The organism is Pseudomonas sp. GW822-FHT06B12 (genome assembly GCF_058799675.1).
Genome location: NZ_JBXALR010000003.1, coordinates 42,234 through 58,886 on the forward strand (window position 1 = coordinate 42,234; position 16,653 = coordinate 58,886).

12 protein-coding genes are annotated in these 16,653 nt (G+C 60.6%); all 12 read left to right on the top strand.

Going from position 1 to position 16,653, the window contains the following annotated elements; all coding sequences use genetic code 11:
- Positions 1-47: 47 nt before the first annotated feature.
- The 12 genes from flgH (at position 48) to AC1RKH_RS07645 (ending at position 16,633) form a co-directional block, all read left to right on the top strand.
- Positions 48-728 carry a flagellar basal body L-ring protein FlgH gene (gene flgH / locus AC1RKH_RS07590; protein ID WP_493063712.1) on the top strand — a complete coding sequence of 227 codons (681 nt, stop codon included), beginning with the start codon at positions 48-50 and terminating at the stop codon, positions 726-728.
- A 15-nt stretch (positions 729-743) separates the two neighbouring features.
- A complete protein-coding gene (locus AC1RKH_RS07595) occupies positions 744-1,853 on the top strand; it encodes a flagellar basal body P-ring protein FlgI (protein WP_019692404.1) in 1,110 nt (369 codons plus the stop codon).
- A gap of 10 nt (positions 1,854-1,863) precedes the next feature.
- On the top strand, positions 1,864-3,156 hold the full coding sequence (flgJ, locus tag AC1RKH_RS07600; protein WP_493063711.1) for a flagellar assembly peptidoglycan hydrolase FlgJ: 1,293 nt from the start codon (positions 1,864-1,866) through the stop codon (positions 3,154-3,156).
- Positions 3,157-3,179: 23 nt separating this feature from the next.
- On the top strand, positions 3,180-5,234 hold the full coding sequence (gene flgK / locus AC1RKH_RS07605) for a flagellar hook-associated protein FlgK (RefSeq protein WP_493063710.1): 2,055 nt from the start codon (positions 3,180-3,182) through the stop codon (positions 5,232-5,234).
- A 13-nt stretch (positions 5,235-5,247) separates the two neighbouring features.
- Positions 5,248-6,816 (top strand): flagellar hook-associated protein 3, encoded by a 1,569-nt coding sequence (locus AC1RKH_RS07610; RefSeq protein ID WP_493063709.1) that lies wholly within the window; start codon positions 5,248-5,250, stop codon positions 6,814-6,816.
- Positions 6,817-6,930: 114 nt separating this feature from the next.
- Entirely contained in the window at positions 6,931-10,527 is a 3,597-nt protein-coding gene (locus tag AC1RKH_RS07615) for a glycosyltransferase (protein WP_493063708.1), read from the top strand.
- A 708-nt stretch (positions 10,528-11,235) separates the two neighbouring features.
- Positions 11,236-12,009 carry a glucose-1-phosphate cytidylyltransferase gene (gene rfbF / locus AC1RKH_RS07620; protein WP_103315589.1) on the top strand — a complete coding sequence of 258 codons (774 nt, stop codon included), beginning with the start codon at positions 11,236-11,238 and terminating at the stop codon, positions 12,007-12,009.
- Complete coding sequence (gene rfbG / locus AC1RKH_RS07625; RefSeq protein WP_493063707.1) at positions 11,991-13,073, top strand: CDP-glucose 4,6-dehydratase; 1,083 nt, start codon at positions 11,991-11,993, stop codon at positions 13,071-13,073. The genes rfbF and rfbG overlap by 19 nt, the downstream gene beginning before the upstream one ends.
- A complete protein-coding gene (locus AC1RKH_RS07630) occupies positions 13,070-13,630 on the top strand; it encodes a dTDP-4-dehydrorhamnose 3,5-epimerase family protein (protein WP_493063706.1) in 561 nt (186 codons plus the stop codon). The genes rfbG and AC1RKH_RS07630 overlap by 4 nt, the downstream gene beginning before the upstream one ends.
- Positions 13,627-14,853, top strand: a complete 1,227-nt coding sequence (locus tag AC1RKH_RS07635) for a methyltransferase domain-containing protein (protein ID WP_493063705.1) — start codon at positions 13,627-13,629, stop codon at positions 14,851-14,853. Before AC1RKH_RS07630 ends, AC1RKH_RS07635 begins: the two co-directional genes overlap by 4 nt.
- A complete protein-coding gene (locus AC1RKH_RS07640) occupies positions 14,850-15,971 on the top strand; it encodes a DegT/DnrJ/EryC1/StrS family aminotransferase (protein WP_493063704.1) in 1,122 nt (373 codons plus the stop codon). Before AC1RKH_RS07635 ends, AC1RKH_RS07640 begins: the two co-directional genes overlap by 4 nt.
- The gene (locus AC1RKH_RS07645; RefSeq protein WP_123423348.1) at positions 15,968-16,633 is read left to right on the top strand and encodes an acetyltransferase; all 666 of its coding nucleotides are present in this window, start codon (positions 15,968-15,970) and stop codon (positions 16,631-16,633) included. Before AC1RKH_RS07640 ends, AC1RKH_RS07645 begins: the two co-directional genes overlap by 4 nt.
- The last annotated feature ends 20 nt before the right edge of the window (positions 16,634-16,653 follow it).

Here is a 16,653-nt window from a genome sequence, read left to right on the forward strand (position 1 = left end):
GTCTATGAGGCGGCATGAAGCCGCCTGCAACACCGTGAGGTAGGGTCATGAATCGCTTTGTATCTGTTCTCGCACTGAGTGGGATCGCGTTGCTCGCGGGCTGCGTCGGCCCGACGCCGAAGCCCAATGACCCGTATTACGCGCCCGTGTTGCCTCGTACACCACTGCCGGCAGCGGCGAACAACGGGTCGATCTATCAGGCCGGTTTCGAGCAGAACCTGTACGGCGACCGCAAGGCTTTCCGGGTCGGTGACATCATCACCATCACCCTGAACGAGAAGACCCAGGCCAGTAAAAACGCCAACTCCCAGGTGGACAAAACCAGCAAGGCCGGAATCGGTCTGACCTCGCTGTTCGGTGGCACCCCGGCCGCCAACAGTCCTCTGAGTCTGGGTGCCAATTACAATGGTGACCGCGCGACCAAGGGCGACAGCAAGGCAGGGCAGGGCAACAGCCTGGTCGGTTCGATCACCGTCACCGTGGCCGACGTGCTGCCCAACGGCATCATTGCCGTGCGTGGCGAGAAGTGGATGACCCTCAATACCGGTGATGAACTGGTGCGTATTGCCGGTCTGGTCCGGGCGGACGATATCGCTACCGATAACACGGTGTCGTCGACGCGTATCGCTGATGCGCGCATCACCTATTCGGGCACCGGTTCGTTTGCCGACGCGAGTCAGCCAGGCTGGTTCGACCGTTTCTTCTTAAGTCCGCTGTTCCCTTTCTAGGTGATGAAACGACTCATGTTTAATTTCAAGCACCTGATGGCGGCCATGTTGTTGCTGTCCACCTCCCTCGGCGTTCAGGCCGAGCGGTTGAAGGACATCGCCAGTATTTCGGGCGTGCGTTCCAACCAATTGATCGGCTACGGCCTGGTCGTCGGGCTTAACGGCACGGGTGACCAGACCACGCAAACCCCGTTCACCCTGCAGACCTTCAACAACATGCTCTCGCAGTTCGGCATCAAGGTGCCGGCGGGTTCGGGCAACGTGCAGTTGAAGAACGTCGCGGCAGTGTCGGTCAGTGCCGATTTGCCGGCGTTCGCCAAGCCGGGTCAGCAGGTCGACATCACCGTGTCCTCGATCGGTAACTCCAAGAGCCTGCGCGGCGGCACCTTGTTGCTGACGCCGCTCAAGGGTATCGACGGTAACGTCTATGCGATCGCCCAGGGCAACCTGGTGGTCGGTGGTTTTGATGCCGAGGGTCGCGACGGTTCGAAGATCACCGTCAACGTTCCGTCGGCTGGTCGCATTCCGGGTGGTGCTTCGGTCGAGCGTTCGGTGCCAAGCGGTTTCAACCAGGGCAACAGCCTGACCCTGAACCTCAACCGCTCCGACTTCACCACCGCCAAGCGCGTCGTCGACAAGATCAACAACATGCTCGGCCCTGGTGTTGCGCAGGCGATTGATGGCGGTTCGATCCGCGTCACGGCGCCGCTCGATCCGAGTCAGCGCGTCGACTACCTGTCGATTCTGGAAAACCTCGAAGTCGATCCGGGTCAGGCGGTGGCCAAGGTCATTATCAACTCGCGGACCGGCACCATCGTGATCGGTCAGAACGTCAAGGTTTCACCGGCCGCCGTGACTCACGGCAGCCTGACCGTGACCATCACCGAAGACCCGATCGTCAGTCAGCCAGGGCCTTTGTCCAACGGTCAGACGGCAGTCGTGCCGCGCTCCCGGGTCAATGCCCAGCAAGAAGCCAAGCCAATGTTCAAGTTCGGTCCTGGCACCACGCTGGACGAGATTGTCCGGGCGGTGAATCAGGTTGGCGCGGCGCCGGGTGACTTGATGGCGATTCTCGAAGCCTTGAAACAGGCTGGCGCCCTGCAAGCCGACCTGATCGTGATTTGATATGGCGAACATGGATCTTCACAAGAGCGGGTTGGTCAGCAGCGGCGATTCGGGTTCTTACTCGGACCTGAACCGGCTTAACCAGCTCAAGGTCGGTGACAAGAACAGCGATGCGAACATGCGCAAGGTGGCGCAGGAGTTCGAATCGCTGTTCCTCAGTGAGATGCTCAAGTCCATGCGCTCAGCCACCGAAACGCTGGGCAAGGACAATCCGCTCAACACACCTGCGGCCAAGCAGTACCAGGAAATGTACGACCAGCAGCTGGCGGTTTCAATGTCTCGTCAGGGTCATGGTATCGGTCTGGCCGACGTGCTGATGCGCCAGATGTCGAAGAACAAGCCGCTGGCTCCGGGCGAGGCCGCGGCGATGTCTGCCGCCAAGCAGGAAGCGGCGAAAGCGGCGGTGACGACTCCGGTGGCTGCCGGCACCGTGGGCACCAGTGGGCCGTTGTCGCGGGTTAATGGCGAGCGTCCGTTGTGGGCTTCGCGATCGGTCAAGGCGCCGCTATCAACGGCCGATCACCGTAATGACGTGGCGCTGCTCAACCAGCGGCGTCTGGCGCTGCCGCCGAAGCTCGCGGATCGCTTGCTCGCCGGTCTGGTGCCGTCGGCATCGACCACCGCTGCGACCACAGCGACGGCGCTCAACAACATCCCATCGCCTCAGGGTACCAAGACCGGTTCAGGTCCCCTGTTCAATGGCGATTGGCTGGCCTCGCAAACGGATTCGGCATCGAGCGGGCAGATGCAGATTTATGGTCGTGCCATGGCTCAAATACCACTGGCGCCGGCGAAGAAAACCTTCAGCTCTGCCGACGAATTCGTCAACACCATGATGCCGATGGCCAAAGCGGCCGCCGACCGCATTGGTGTCGATCCGCGCTATCTGGTTGCCCAGGCCGCGCTGGAAACCGGCTACGGCAAATCGGTCATGCGCGCCCAGGATGGCAGCAACAGTCATAACCTGTTCGGCATCAAGGCCGGCAGTAGCTGGCAGGGCGATTCGGCGCGGGCGATCACCAGCGAATTCAGAAATGGCGCGATGGTCAAGGAGACGGCCGAGTTCCGTTCCTACGACTCTTATCAGGACAGCTTCCACGACCTGGTGACTTTGTTGCAAAGCAATAATCGCTATCAAGATGTTGTGAAGTCGGCCGATAACCCAGAACAGTTTGTACGCGAGTTGCAAAAGGCCGGGTATGCAACCGACCCGAACTACGCCAGCAAGATTTCGCAGATTGCCAAACAGATGAAGAGTTACCAGAACTACGCTGCGGCGGGCTCTTCCACGACGCCTTTATAGGCATAAGGTATAAGGTCTGAACCATGAGTTTGCTCAATATCGGGATGTCGGGGTTGAATGCGGCCTCATCGTCTTTGGCGGTGACCGGCAACAACATTGCCAACGTTGATACGGCCGGCTACTCGCGCCAGCAAACCGTGCAGACCAGCAAGTCCTCGATTCAGTACGGCAACAACGTATTCATTGGCACGGGCACGACCCTGGCGGACGTGCGTCGGGTGTACAGCGCGTACCTCGACACCCAGTTGCAGACCAGCACTTCGCTTAACGGCCAGGCATCGTCCTACCTGGGGCAGGTCACGCCGGTCGACACGCTGCTGTCCGACAAGGACACCGGCCTCAGTGGTGCGCTGCAGAAGTTCTTCACTTCCCTGCAAAGTGTCGCGACCACGCCTTCCGATGATGCGTCCCGCCAATCGGTGATGACCAATGCCAAGGCCCTGAGCGATCGCTTCAACTCGATTTCCAAGCAGTTGAACGACCAGAACACCGGCATCAACTCCAACCTGTCGGACATGGCGTCCCAGGTGAATAAGCTGGCGAGCTCGATCGCCCAGTACAACCAGCAGATTTCTCAAACATCGGGTAGCAACACCAGCAACAGCAGTGGGCCGAGCGACCTGCTCGACAAGCGCAACGAGGCGGTTCGTCAGCTGTCCGATCTGGTCGGTACTCAGGTTGTCGAGCGTGGCACCAACTACGATGTCTACATCGGCAGCGGTCAGCCGCTGGTGATGGGCAGCACCACCAACACCCTGCAAACCGTACCGAGCAAGACTGATCCGAGTCAGTCGATGCTCCAGATGAACCGCGGTTCGAGCGTCATCGATATTACGTCGGTGGTGACGACGGGGCAGATGGGTGGTTTGCTGAGCTATCGCAGCGAAGTGCTCAACCCGGCAATCAATGAGTTGGGACGGGTGGCGCTGGTTGTTGCCGATCAGATGAACCAGCAGCAGGCCCAGGGCATCGACAAGAACGGCAACTTCGGCTCGGCGATCTTCAGCAACATCAACAGTGCCACGCTGATCTCTCAGCGCAGCATTGCCCAGGCAGGTAACAGCGCCGGTTCCGGTAACCTCAATGTCACCATCAACGACACGGGCAAGCTGACCACCAACGATTATCAGGTGACCTTCACCAGCGCCACGAACTACAGCGTCACGCGCTCCGATGGCACCAACATGGGTGCCTTCAGCACCACCACGACACCGGCTCCGGTAATCGACGGCTTCAGCATGGCACTCAATGGCGGCGGGGCCATGAGCGCCGGCGACACCTTCAAGGTGACGCCGACCCGCAGCGGTGCCAGTGATATCCAGACCGTGATCACCGATCCGAAAACGCTCGCCGCGGCCGCGCCTCTGAGCGGTGTCGCCAGTGCCAACAACAAAGGCACCTACAGCCAGCCAACGTTGACCAGCACCCTGGATATCTACAACCCGGCGGCCAATGCCGACCTGCAAACCGGGCTCCAGTATTCGACACCGGTCAAAGTGGTGTTCGATCCCGCGGCTGCCGGGACTCAGGGTTATAAGCTTTACGATGCCAAGGGCGTCAGCATGGGGACGGGCACCATCGTTCCCGGTCAAAGCAATACCCTGAACCTGCAAGTGAACATGGTCGATGGCACGGGTGCCCCGATCCTGGACGGCGCGGGGGTACAGAAGACGTTCTCGGTTCAAACCACCGTCAGCGGCTCGCCTGCTTCGGGTGAAAGCTTCAGTATCTCGTTGACCGGTGCCAACTCTTCGGACAACCGTAACGGTACCGCGCTGGTCGGCTTGCAGACCAAACAGACGGTGGAAACCGGCTCGGCGAGCAAGGGCGTCAGCATCTCGGATGCTTACGGCAAACTGATTTCCAATGTCGGTGCCCAGGCTGCTCAGGCCAAGTCTGACGGTGACGCCGCCTCGGTGATTCTGACCGGCGCCAAGAGTGCCCGCGATGCCCTGTCGGGTGTCAATCTCGATGAAGAGTCCGGCAACCTGGTGAAATACCAGCAGTACTACACAGCCTCATCGCAGATCATCAAGGCTGCGCAGGAAACCTTCAGCACGCTGATCAACAGTCTTTAAGGAGTCGTAATTCATGCGCATTTCTACCGCCCAGTATTACGAAACGACCGCTGCCAACTATCAGCGTAACTACAGCAACGCACTGCAGACCAGCGCCGAAGCGAGCAGTCTGACCAAGGTCAACACTGCAGCCGATGATCCGATTGGTGCTGCGCGTTTGATTCAGCTCGGGCAACAGAGTTCGATGCTGGATCAGTACGCCGGCAACATCAGCAACCTCAAGGGCTCGTACAGCCAGGCCGAAACCGCCTTGAGCGCCATTGGTACCGCCTTGCAGCGAGCCAAGGAGTTGACGTTGGGTGCCAGCAACGGCACGCAGACCGATGCCGATCGTCAGGCCGCGGCCCAGGAGTTGGGGCAGATCCAGGACCAGGTGTTCGGTCTCATGAACAGTCAGGACGCCAATGGCAACTACCTGTTCGGCGGCTCCAAAACCAGCACGCCTCCGTACACGGCAAACTCCGATGGCACCTACAGCTACAACGGTGACCAATCCGATCTGAATCTGGCCATCGGCGATTCCATGTCGGTTGCCAGCAACATTACCGGCTGGGATGCTTTCCAGAAGACCGTCAACACCAGTCGCTCTCTGACCACCATGACCGCACCCGCGGTGGATGACGGTCGGGTGACGCTGTCCAGCGGCCAGATCAGCAATAGCGCAACGTTCGATTCCAAGTTCGCGGCAGGTCAACCTTATACCGTGAGTTTTGTCAGCAGCACGCAGCTGCAGATCACCGATGCGCTGGGTACCGATGTCACTGCCGAGGCCAGCCAGAACGGTGTGATCAGCAATAAAGACGCGTCTAACCAGACGGTCAGTTTCCGCGGCGTGGACATGACGCTGAACATCAATCTGAAGCCTGGCGATACCGTTCCGGACGCAGTGATTGCCGGCCATAGCTTCCAGTTGGCGGTCAAGCCGGACACTATCAACACTTCGCGCAGTCCGGGCAACCCGTCCGTGGCGGTGATCTCCGGTGCCACCCAGACCAACTCGACCGCCTATAACAGCACCTTCCCGACGGGCGGGGCGATCCTCAAGTTCACCAGCGCCACCGCTTACGATCTGTATGCATCGCCGATCACGGCTAACAGCAAACCGGTTTCCTCGGGTGTCATGGCGGGCTCTACGGCGACAGCGGCAGGGGTCACTTTCACGCTCGGCGGTACTCCGGCCGCGGGCGATCAGTTTATTGTCCAGCCCAATGATCACCAGACCCAGAACGTTCTGGACACCCTGAGCCAGTTGCGTACGGCGTTGACTACCCCGGCGGATAACAACGCAGTGGCCTTGCAAAAAATGCAGGCAGCTGTCGCCTCGGGCATTGGTAACCTGGACACTGCGCAGGCGCAGCTGGGTTCAGCCATCACTGCTGTGGGCGTGCGTGGTCAGGCCCTGGATGATCAGACGGCAACCAACCAGAGTCTGAGCCTCGCCAACACGGCCAGTCAGTCGGCTATCCGCGACTCTGATCCGGCGGCGGTCATGACCCGTCTGACGTTGCAGCAAACCATGTTGCAGGCCGCGCAACTGGCGTTCAGCAAAATCAGTCAGCTGGGTCTGTTCAACAAGATCTAAGGGGGCCTGGCGCGAAAGCGTCCGGCCGTAAACCGCCGAATACCAATCGCCTTTTTTCAGCGGTTTCAGGGGCTCACCCGACCGGGTGAGCGTCCGCCGCTTGAGAGCCCCGCCGTGAATCCAGTCCCGTTAGTCAGCCTCGTCATTCCCGCCTTCAATCCACGCTTCTTCGCCCAGTCCCTGCGCAGTGCCCTGATCCAGCAATACGCCAACCTCGAAATCATTGTGTGCGACGACAGTCGCGGCGATGAGATCCAGCAGGTTGTCGAGTCGCTGACGGGCGACGCAGCGGAGCGCGTGCGGTATGTACGAAACCCTCAGACATTGGGGTTTGTCGGCAATCTGCTGGCGTGTCTGGGTGAGGCAAAGGGCGAGTACATCAAGTTCCTCTGCGATGACGATCAGCTATCTCCTGCGTGTATCGAGCGTCAGGCGCAGGTCCTGGCCGAGCAGGCGGACATCAATCTGGTGCTGGCCCAGCGGGTGTTCTGGGATGCTGACGATCACCCGTTGCCGTCACGCCTGGAAAACAGCACGCTGTCGCCGGTTTGCGGGATATTCAAGGGCGATGACCTGCTGGCGATTTTCGAGAGCTTCCCGGTCAACTTCCTCGGTGGTTTCAGCAGCGCGCTGTTCCGCCGCAAGGATATGCAGGAGCTGATGCCCGCCCTGACTCAGCCCGGCCATTGCTTTGTCGCGTCGCTCGATCTGGCCTTGTACATCTGCCTGATGCGCCGGGGCAACATGGCGCAGCTCAACTACGTGTTGAGTGTCGAGCGCTTGCATCCGGAGCGTTTGATTCGTCAGCAGCCGATGATAGATGCGGCGGCGCTGGAAAAACACTGGCTGGTGCAAATGCTCAAGGTTCGTGGTGGCGAGGGCGCGCCTGCGGCGGGTTGGGTCCGTTACCTGCCGTTGAGCCGCGCCAGCGAGGCACCGCGCGTCTGGGACGAGTTGCCGCTGAGTCGAACCCTGGGCACCCGCCAGGCCAACCAGGAATATCGGATTGGCATCGCCAGCGAGAGTTTTCCCCAGCTGTACACGCAATGGCTGGCGTGCCGCACACTCAGTGAGACTCAGCGGCGTCTGTTGCCGGAAACCGTGGCCGGTTGGGCGCGGCAACCGAAAATCGTCCCGATCATCATCGATGAGCAGGCCAGCCGAGCCAATCTGGATCTCACCCTTAAAAGCCTTGCCGGTCAGCTTTATGCGCCGGAGCTGACCCTGGTGTTGTCCAGCGCCTGTACCGAAGCTCAGCTCGATGAGCGGGTGTTCAACCTGCCGTTGCAGGATGACCTGTATGAGCAGCTCAACGCCTTGCTGGCGCAACTCGACGGCGTCGACTGGTTCTACGTGCTGCGTGCCGGCGATCGTCTGGTGGAGCCGGCGCTGTTGCTGCTGGCCGAGCGCATCAGTGCATCACCGAGTGCATTGTGTGTGTATGGCGACGAAGGCGGATTGCGCGACGGTGAGTCGGCAGACCCGGTCTTCAAGCCGGATTTCAACCTGGACCTGATGCGCAGTTATCCCTACGTCGGGCGATCCCTGGCGTTCCAGCGTGAGCGTTTCCTGGCGCTGGGTGGTTTCAATTCAAGCTACGGCGAGCTGGCACCTCACGATGTGCTGTGGCGCATGGTCGAGGATGACGGCATCAAGGTCGTCGAACATATTGCCGAGGTGATGCTGGAGTCGACATTCGGCCTGGCACAGTGGCTGGCGCTGCCCGAAGTCATTGAGCTCAACCCGCAAGTGTTGGAGGCGCACCTTCAGCGATTGGACGTTGCCCACGAGATTCGCCAGGGCAGTTTTACCTTGCTCAATCGTGTCGATTACCTGCACGCGGATCGGCCGCTGGTGTCGATCGTCATTGTCTGCAAGGACCAGTTGGCGGTGCTGCAGCGCTGTGTCGAAAGCCTGTTGGAGAAAACTGCCTACAGCGAGTACGAGTTGCTGCTGGTCGACAACGGCAGTGAGTCTGCGCAGACGCTTGAGTGGCTGAGCGCCATGGCGCAGCTGGGCTCAGACCGGTTGCGGGTGCTGACGTTTGCGCAGCAGGGGAATGTCGCGGTGACGCGCAACTTCGCGGCGCAACAGGCTCGTGGTGAATACCTGCTGATGCTTGACCCGTATGTGGTGGTCACCCGTGCGGACTGGCTGGATGAGCTGCTCAATCATGCGCAGCGTCCAGAAGTCGGTGTGGTCGGGGCCAAGCTGTTCAATCCTGACGGTTGCGTGCTGCATGCCGGTCTGATTCTCGGGCTGCATGGGCCGGCCGGTTCACCATTTTTCGGTGACTCGCTGAACGCCGCCGGCTACATGCACCGGTTACAGGTGGTTCAGGACTTGAGCGCGGTCGGAGCTGATTGCCTGATGGTGCGCAAGGCGATATTCGAGAGTGTCGGTGGGCTTCAGGCGGAGGATTTTGCCTTGACCCTCAACGAGGTGGACCTGTGTTTGCGGGTCCGTCAAAACGGCTATCTGGTGGTGTGGACGCCGTACGCCCAACTGGCCCTGGGGACACAGCCCACGGCGGCACCGGACAAAGCCGAGCAGGCGCTGCGCACGCAAGAGCAGGAAACCTTCTACCGGCGCTGGCTGCCCGTCGTTGCTCGCGACCCGGCGTACAACCCGAACCTGATGCTGAATACGCTGGGGGGCTCCAGTTACAGTCTGGAGCCAGGCTTGCGCACCGGCTGGAGCCCGTTTTCCGTTCGCCAGTTACCGAAGGTTATGGCGTTGCCGGTCAATTCCTCGGCGGTCGGTCACTATCGGGCGATCCAGCCGCTGGTCGAGCTGGAGAAGGCCGGTCGGGCGACCGGGCGGATCTACTACGACCTGCCGTCGGTGATCGAGATCGAGCGTGAGTCGCCGGACGTGATCATTTTGCAAGGGCGCTACAGTGAAGGGCCGATCAACGAGATCGCCGCCTTCAAGCCCTATACCAAGGCCCGGCTGATTTACGAACTGGATGACTATGTCATCAAGGCGCCGAAGAAGAACTTGCACATTCGCAATATGCCGGACAACGTCGAGATGGAGCGTCTGGTCCGTCGCGGCATCGGCCTGTGCGATCGGGTGGTGGTTTCAACTCAACCACTGGCCGATGCGTTGTCGTCGATGCATCACGACATTCGGGTCGTACCGAACATGCTCGCGACTCATCTTTGGGATGGTCTGCGCAGTCAGCGTCGCACCTCGAAAAAGCCACGGGTTGGCTGGGGTGGCGGTACCAGTCACTCGGGCGACCTTGCAATCATTGCCGATGTCGTTCGCGAACTGGCCAACGAGGTAGATTGGGTGTTCTTCGGTATGTGTCCCGAAGAGTTGCGCCCTTACATGCATGAGTTCCATGGCGTGATCGACCTCAGTGTCTACCCGGCGAAACTGGCCAGCCTGAACCTGGACCTGGCACTGGCACCGCTGGAGTTTCATATCTTCAACGACTGCAAGAGCAATCTGCGTCTGCTGGAATACGGCGCCTGCGGCTACCCGGTGGTCTGTACCGATACCGAGGCGTATCGGGGTTATCTGCCATGCACTCGGGTTGTCAGCAACAGCACCGATGAGTGGTTGCAAGCCATCCGCATGCACCTGGCCGACCCGGACGCCAGCTACCGCATGGGCGATGAACTGCGCGAGGCGGTGCTGCGCGACTACATGCTGCGCGGAGATAACGTGCGGTACTGGGAAAATGGCTGGTTGGCCGACTGACGCCCGCTTACCTTCGTAGGAGCTGCCGCAGGCTGCGATCTTTTGACCTTGGCGGCCTGGCAGCCGACCAAGCTCTCGCAGATGTACACAGTCCAACTGTGGGAGCGAGCCTGCTCGCGATGGCGGCCTGACAGCCGACCAACCTCTTGCAGGTGTACATATCCATTTCTGCGGTAACGGCCGCTTACGGTTTCGCCCTTACGGCGAGTCCCTTTTTCAAACGCCAAAAAGGAACCAAAAGGCTTCGCCCCAAGCGTACGGCACCTCGCCTAGGCTCGGCGTCCCCTCGCTCCGGCATTCATCAGGGGGCATCGCCTACGGTCTGCTTCGCGACGACCTCCTCTCGATGTGTCCGGCTTCGCCGTACGGCGCTGCGCGCCCACCCCCCTGATGAACGCCTCCACTCGGCCTCCCGAAGGGGCGGGTGGATCAAGATCAAGAGCTGCAGGCGAGCTAACGCTCGGCCTGTTGAGTGGTGAAGGCGAGCCACTTCATTGCGGGCGGTTGATATCCGTAGCTGACGCAGGCTTCGGTTCCCGTGTCAGCGCCAGCTGGCGCGTTTCCTGCAAGTCCCCCTGAAAATCGCCATAAATCGAGCATGTGCGGTGCAGCCGGAAGGTGATGGGTGCAGCCTCATACGATTTATCCAGACGGTCGCAAAGCCTTGCAGGGCTTGGGCTGGCCCTGTGACGAACAAGAGGGGACAAGATGAAGGCAGTTATTCTGGCGGGAGGCCTGGGCACGCGGATCAGCGAAGAGTCGCACCTCAAGCCCAAGCCGATGATCGAGATCGGCGGCAAGCCAATTCTCTGGCACATCATGAAGCAGTATTCCGCACACGGAATTCACGACTTCGTGATTTGCCTGGGCTACAAGGGCTACGCGATCAAGGACTTTTTCGCCAACTATTTCCTGCATACCTCTGACGTCACGTTCGACATGTCGAACAACCGCATGGACGTTCACCAGAACTACAGCGAGCCTTGGCGTGTCACCTTGATCGACACCGGCGAAGAGACCATGACCGGTGGCCGTTTGCGTCGTGCCAGTCGCTATCTGGAAGATCAGGAAGCGTTCTGCTTTACCTATGGCGACGGTGTTTCGGACCTGAATATTGGCGCGCTGGTGGATTTCCACTTGAGCAGCGGCAAGCTGGCCACGGTCACGGCGGTGCAGCCACCCGGACGTTACGGCGCGCTGGAACGCGACGGCGATCTGGTGCGCGGTTTTACCGAGAAGCCTCGCGGCGATGGTGGCTGGATCAACGGTGGCTTCTTTGTCTTGTCACCCAAAGTGCTGTCGCTGATCAAAGCCGACGAGACGGTCTGGGAATCCGAGCCGTTGATGACGCTGGCTGCCGAGGGGCAACTGAACGCCTTCCAGCACGATGGTTTCTGGCACCCGATGGACACCCTGCGTGACAAGAACCATCTGGAGCACCTGTGGCAGAGCGGGGAGGCCCCATGGAAACAGTGGGACTGAGTTCGCAATTCTGGCGCGGCAAGCGGGTACTCGTCACCGGGCATACCGGTTTCAAAGGCGGTTGGTTGACGCTGTGGCTACACAGCCTGGGGGCTGAGGTCACAGGCTTTGCCCTGGACCCATCCACCGAGCCGAGTCTGTTCGAACTGGCGCGCGTTGCTGAAGGCATTAATGACCAGCGCGGTGACTTGCGTGACCTGGGTGCGTTGCTGGAGCTGATCGCCGAGGTTCAGCCAGAAATCGTCCTGCATCTGGCAGCGCAACCATTGGTGCGCGAAGGCTACCGTGACCCGCTCGGGACTTACTCGAGCAACGTCATGGGCACGCTCAATCTGCTGGAAGCCATTCGCCAGATCGGCGGGGTACGTGCGTGCGTGCTGGTGACCACCGACAAGGTCTACGCCAATCAGGAATGGCTGTGGCCCTATCGCGAGAACGAAGCCCTTGGCGGCCATGATCCTTACAGCAGCAGCAAGGCATGCTGCGAATTGTTGGCACAGTCTTACGCGGCCTCGTTTTTCCCTGCCGAGCGGCATGCCGAGCACGGTCTGGCATTGGCCACGGCGCGGGCCGGGAATGTGCTCGGTGGCGGTGATTTCGCCCCGGAACGGTTGATTCCCGATGTGCTCAAGGCGTGGTCGGCGAATGAGCCGGTGACCCTGCGTTACCCACAAGCCGTTCGCCCTTGGCAGCACGCGCTGGAACCGCTGGCCGGTTACCTGCAATTGGCGGCGGGTCTGTATGAGCACGGCCCGCAATTCGCCGGTGCGTGGAACTTCGGGCCGAGTGAAGGCGACATGTGCAGCGTCGGTGAGGTGGTCGAACTGCTCTCCAGGCGTTGGCCGCACGCGCGAGGTTTGCGCGTCGAACCGAGTGAGTTGCATGAGGCCGGCCTGTTGCGCCTGGACAGCAGTCGCGCCCGTCAGTTGCTGGCATGGCAGCCGCGCTGGTCGCTGCAAGATTGTCTGACGCACACTCTGGATTGGCACCTGGCCTGGGAAAATGGCGATGACATGCGAGCCATCACGCTGAACCAGCTGAACCTGTATCGGGGGCTGCGGTGAGTGAATTTCGCATCAGTGCATTGCCGCTCCAGGGCTTGTTCAGTGTTCAGCACAAACGCCATGAAGATCAGCGCGGGCACTTCGCCCGGCTGTTCTGCGAGGGCAGCCTGAGCGCCTTTGGCGAGCCGTTCCATATTCGTCAGATCAACCAGTCCTGCACCCGTGAACGCGGTAGCGTGCGCGGTTTGCATTATCAGAATGCCCAGGCCCCGGAAGCCAAGCTGATCACCTGCCTGCGCGGTGAAGTCTGGGACGTCGCGGTCGATCTGCGACCGGATTCTGCGACCTTTTTGCAGTGGCACGCCGAGCACCTGCGCGCCGGTGATGGTCGCAGTCTGTTGATTCCTGCCGGTTTCGCCCATGGCTTTCAGACCTTGAGCGACGATGCCGAGCTGCTCTATTTGCACAGCGCCGATTACGCCCCGGATCACGAGGGCGGCCTGTCGGTGCTCGATCCGCGTCTGGCGATTGCCTGGCCTGAGCCTGTCAAAAATCTGTCGACCCGGGATGCCGCCCATCCCTGGCTTGATGACCATTTCCCTGGAGTGCGTCTATGAACTGCCGAGGTTGCGGCACCCCGTTGGCGTTGCCGTTGATCGATCTGGGCACCTCGCCGCCGTCCAATGCGTACCTGCGGGCCGAGCAGTTGGAGCAGGCCGAGCAATGGGTCCCGTTGAAAGTTGCGGTCTGCCAGGAATGCTGGCTGGTACAGACCGAGGACTACACCAGCGCCGACAGCCTGTTCGATGCCGACTATGCGTACTTCAGTTCCTTTTCCAGCACCTGGCTGGCCCATGCCGATCGGTATGTGGCCGAGATGGTCGAGCGTTTCGGGCTGACCGCCGACAGTCGTGTCGTGGAAATTGCCGCCAACGATGGCTACTTGCTGCAGTACGTTGCACAACGCGGTATCCGTTGCCTCGGCGTCGAGCCAACCCGCAGCACGGCACAGGCCGCGCGGGAAAAAGGCCTGGACATACGCGAGCTGTTCTTCGGTCGCGACAGCGCCTCGCAGTTGCTGAGCGAAGGCTGGGGCGCGGACCTGATGGCCGCCAACAATGTGCTGGCGCATGTGCCGGACATCAATGATTTCCTCAGCGGTTTCGCGACGCTGCTCAAGCCCACGGGCGTGGCGACGTTCGAGTTCCCGCAACTGCTGACGCTGATGGCCGGGCAGCAGTTCGACACCCTTTACCACGAGCATTATTCCTATCTGTCGCTGACCGCCGTACAGCGTTTGTGCGAGAGCAATGGCCTGGAAGTTTTCGATGTCAGCGAGTTGCCGACCCATGGCGGATCGCTACGGGTGTTCGTGCAGCGCGCCGATGGTCTACGCCGTGAAGTGACGCCTGCGGTGCAACAACAGTTGCAGGTCGAGCAGGCGGCCGGCGTGAAAACCCCTGCCTACTACGCGACCCTGGCCCCGGCCGCGGAACAGATCAAACACGGACTGCTGCGTTTCCTGTTGCAGGCCAAGGCCGAAGGTAAACGCGTAGTCGGTTATGGCGCCGCCGCCAAAGGCAACACCTTGCTCAACTATGCCGGCGTCAAGCCAGATCTGCTGGCCTGGGTGGCGGATGCCAACCCGCACAAGCAAGGCAAGTTCTTGCCGGGCAGTCGCATTCCGGTGGTGTCTCCCGAGCGGATTGAAATCGAGAAACCGGACTATGTCCTGGTGCTGCCATGGAACCTGCTGGATGAGATCACCCAGCAATACGCGGTTGTCCGCAGTTGGGGCGCGCGTTTTGTCGTTGCCATTCCGGAGTTGAGCTTCAGATGAGCCGAATTCACTACACCAAGCCCAGTGTGGGCGAGCTGGAAGCCAAGTATGTGCTGGATGCTGTGCAGCATGGCTGGGGCGAGCGTTGCTACGAATACATCACACGTTTCGAGAAGTCCTTCGCGCAGCACATGGGCGTGCCCTATGCCATCGCGACCTCCAGCTGTACCGGCGCCTTGCACATGGGTATGGCCGCACTGGGGATCGGCCCGGGCGATGAAGTGATTCTGGCCAACACCAACTGGATCGCCTCGGCGGCCCCCATTGATTACCTGGGCGCGACGCCGGTTTTTGTCGACGTGTTGCCGGACAGCTGGTGTCTGGACCCGGAGCAGGTCCGGCAAGCCATTACGCCACGGACCAAAGCCATCGTGGCGGTGCATTTGTACGGCAACCTGTGCGATCTGGACACGTTGCTTGCGATCGGCCGCGAGCACGGGATTGCGGTCATCGAAGACGCCGCCGAAGCCATCGGCTCGCAATGGCGTGGTAAAGCCGCAGGTTCGTTGGGGGCCTTCGGCGCTTTCTCCTTTCATGGCACCAAGACCATGACCACCGGGGAAGGTGGGATTTTCGTGACCTCGGACAAGGCGCTATATGAACGAGTGCTGACACTCTCCAACCACGGTCGGGTCAGTGGTAGCACGCGTCAGTTCTGGCCGGATTTCATCGGCTTCAAATACAAGATGAGCAATCTGCAGGCCGCCATCGGTTGCGCCCAGATTGAACGTGTCGATGAGCTGATCGCCCGCAAACGCGCGATCTTCGATCGGTATGCCCAGGGACTGCTGGATATCCCGTTGCTGTCGATGAACCCGCAACCGGAGCATTCCAGGAACGGTTACTGGATGCCCACGGTGGTGTTCCATGAAAGCACCGGTATTACCCGAGAGCTGTTGAGCGAAGCCTTTCAAGCGGCGGATATCGATGCCCGGGTATTTTTCTGGCCGTTGTCGGCGTTGCCGATGTTTGCCGATAAGCCGGTGCACACGCCGACGGCTTTCTCGCTGTCGGAACGGGCGATCAATCTGCCGAGCTACCACGACATGACCGACGCTGATCAACAGCGGGTGATCGAGGTGATTCGCACGGTCTGCCAGCAAAGGAATGTGCTGTGAAGGTCTACCTGTTGGGCGCGGCCAACCCTGAAGCAGTGCGCATGATCGGCTCCGTCAAACGGGCCAACCCTGCTGTGGAATTTGCCTTTCTCGACAACGATGCAGCCAAGCACGGCACGCTGTTTCATGGCGTGCCGGTGATCGGCGGCGTAGAGCGTGTGGCCGACTTGAAAGGCCCCGACACGCACTTCGTGAACCTGATCACCCGCGACACCAAAACCCGTTACGAGACGACACGGCAGATCATCGAGGCCGGCGGAACGCTGGGCAACTTCCTGCACCCCGGCATCGATCTGAGCATGACGCGCATGGGCACCGGCAACTATCTCCAGGAAGGCGTGATCATTCAGGCCGAAGTGTCCCTGGGCGATAACAGCAGCATCAGCTACGGCAGCCTGATCGGGCACGAAGGCCGGATCGGGCATAGCGTGTTCATGGCGCCCGGCGTTGCTATCGCCGGCTGCGTCGAAGTGGCTGACGGCGCTTTCATCGGCACCAACGCCACCATTCTTCCGCGTTTGCGGATAGGCCGCTGGGCAACGGTCGGCGCCGGCGCCGTGGTCACCCGGGACGTTCCCGACTATGCAGTCGTCGTCGGCAATCCCGCACGAATTATCAAGACTCAGGCTGTCCCTTATCGGGACGGTCGGGTTTTCAACTAACAACACCCCGTATCGGAGCG

Bases quoted from the DNA above. Each gene is read 5' to 3' on its own strand.
- rfbF (WP_103315589.1), top strand. From the start codon at position 11,236: ATGAAGGCAGTTATTCTGGCGGGAGGCCTGGGCACGCGGATCAGCGAA.
- rfbG (WP_493063707.1), top strand. From the start codon at position 11,991: ATGGAAACAGTGGGACTGAGTTCGCAATTCTGGCGCGGCAAGCGGGTA.
- AC1RKH_RS07595 (WP_019692404.1), top strand. From the start codon at position 744: ATGTTTAATTTCAAGCACCTGATGGCGGCCATGTTGTTGCTGTCCACC.
- flgK (WP_493063710.1), top strand. From the start codon at position 3,180: ATGAGTTTGCTCAATATCGGGATGTCGGGGTTGAATGCGGCCTCATCG.
- AC1RKH_RS07640 (WP_493063704.1), top strand. From the start codon at position 14,850: ATGAGCCGAATTCACTACACCAAGCCCAGTGTGGGCGAGCTGGAAGCC.
- AC1RKH_RS07635 (WP_493063705.1), top strand. From the start codon at position 13,627: ATGAACTGCCGAGGTTGCGGCACCCCGTTGGCGTTGCCGTTGATCGAT.
- flgJ (WP_493063711.1), top strand. From the start codon at position 1,864: ATGGATCTTCACAAGAGCGGGTTGGTCAGCAGCGGCGATTCGGGTTCT.
- flgH (WP_493063712.1), top strand. From the start codon at position 48: ATGAATCGCTTTGTATCTGTTCTCGCACTGAGTGGGATCGCGTTGCTC.
- AC1RKH_RS07610 (WP_493063709.1), top strand. From the start codon at position 5,248: ATGCGCATTTCTACCGCCCAGTATTACGAAACGACCGCTGCCAACTAT.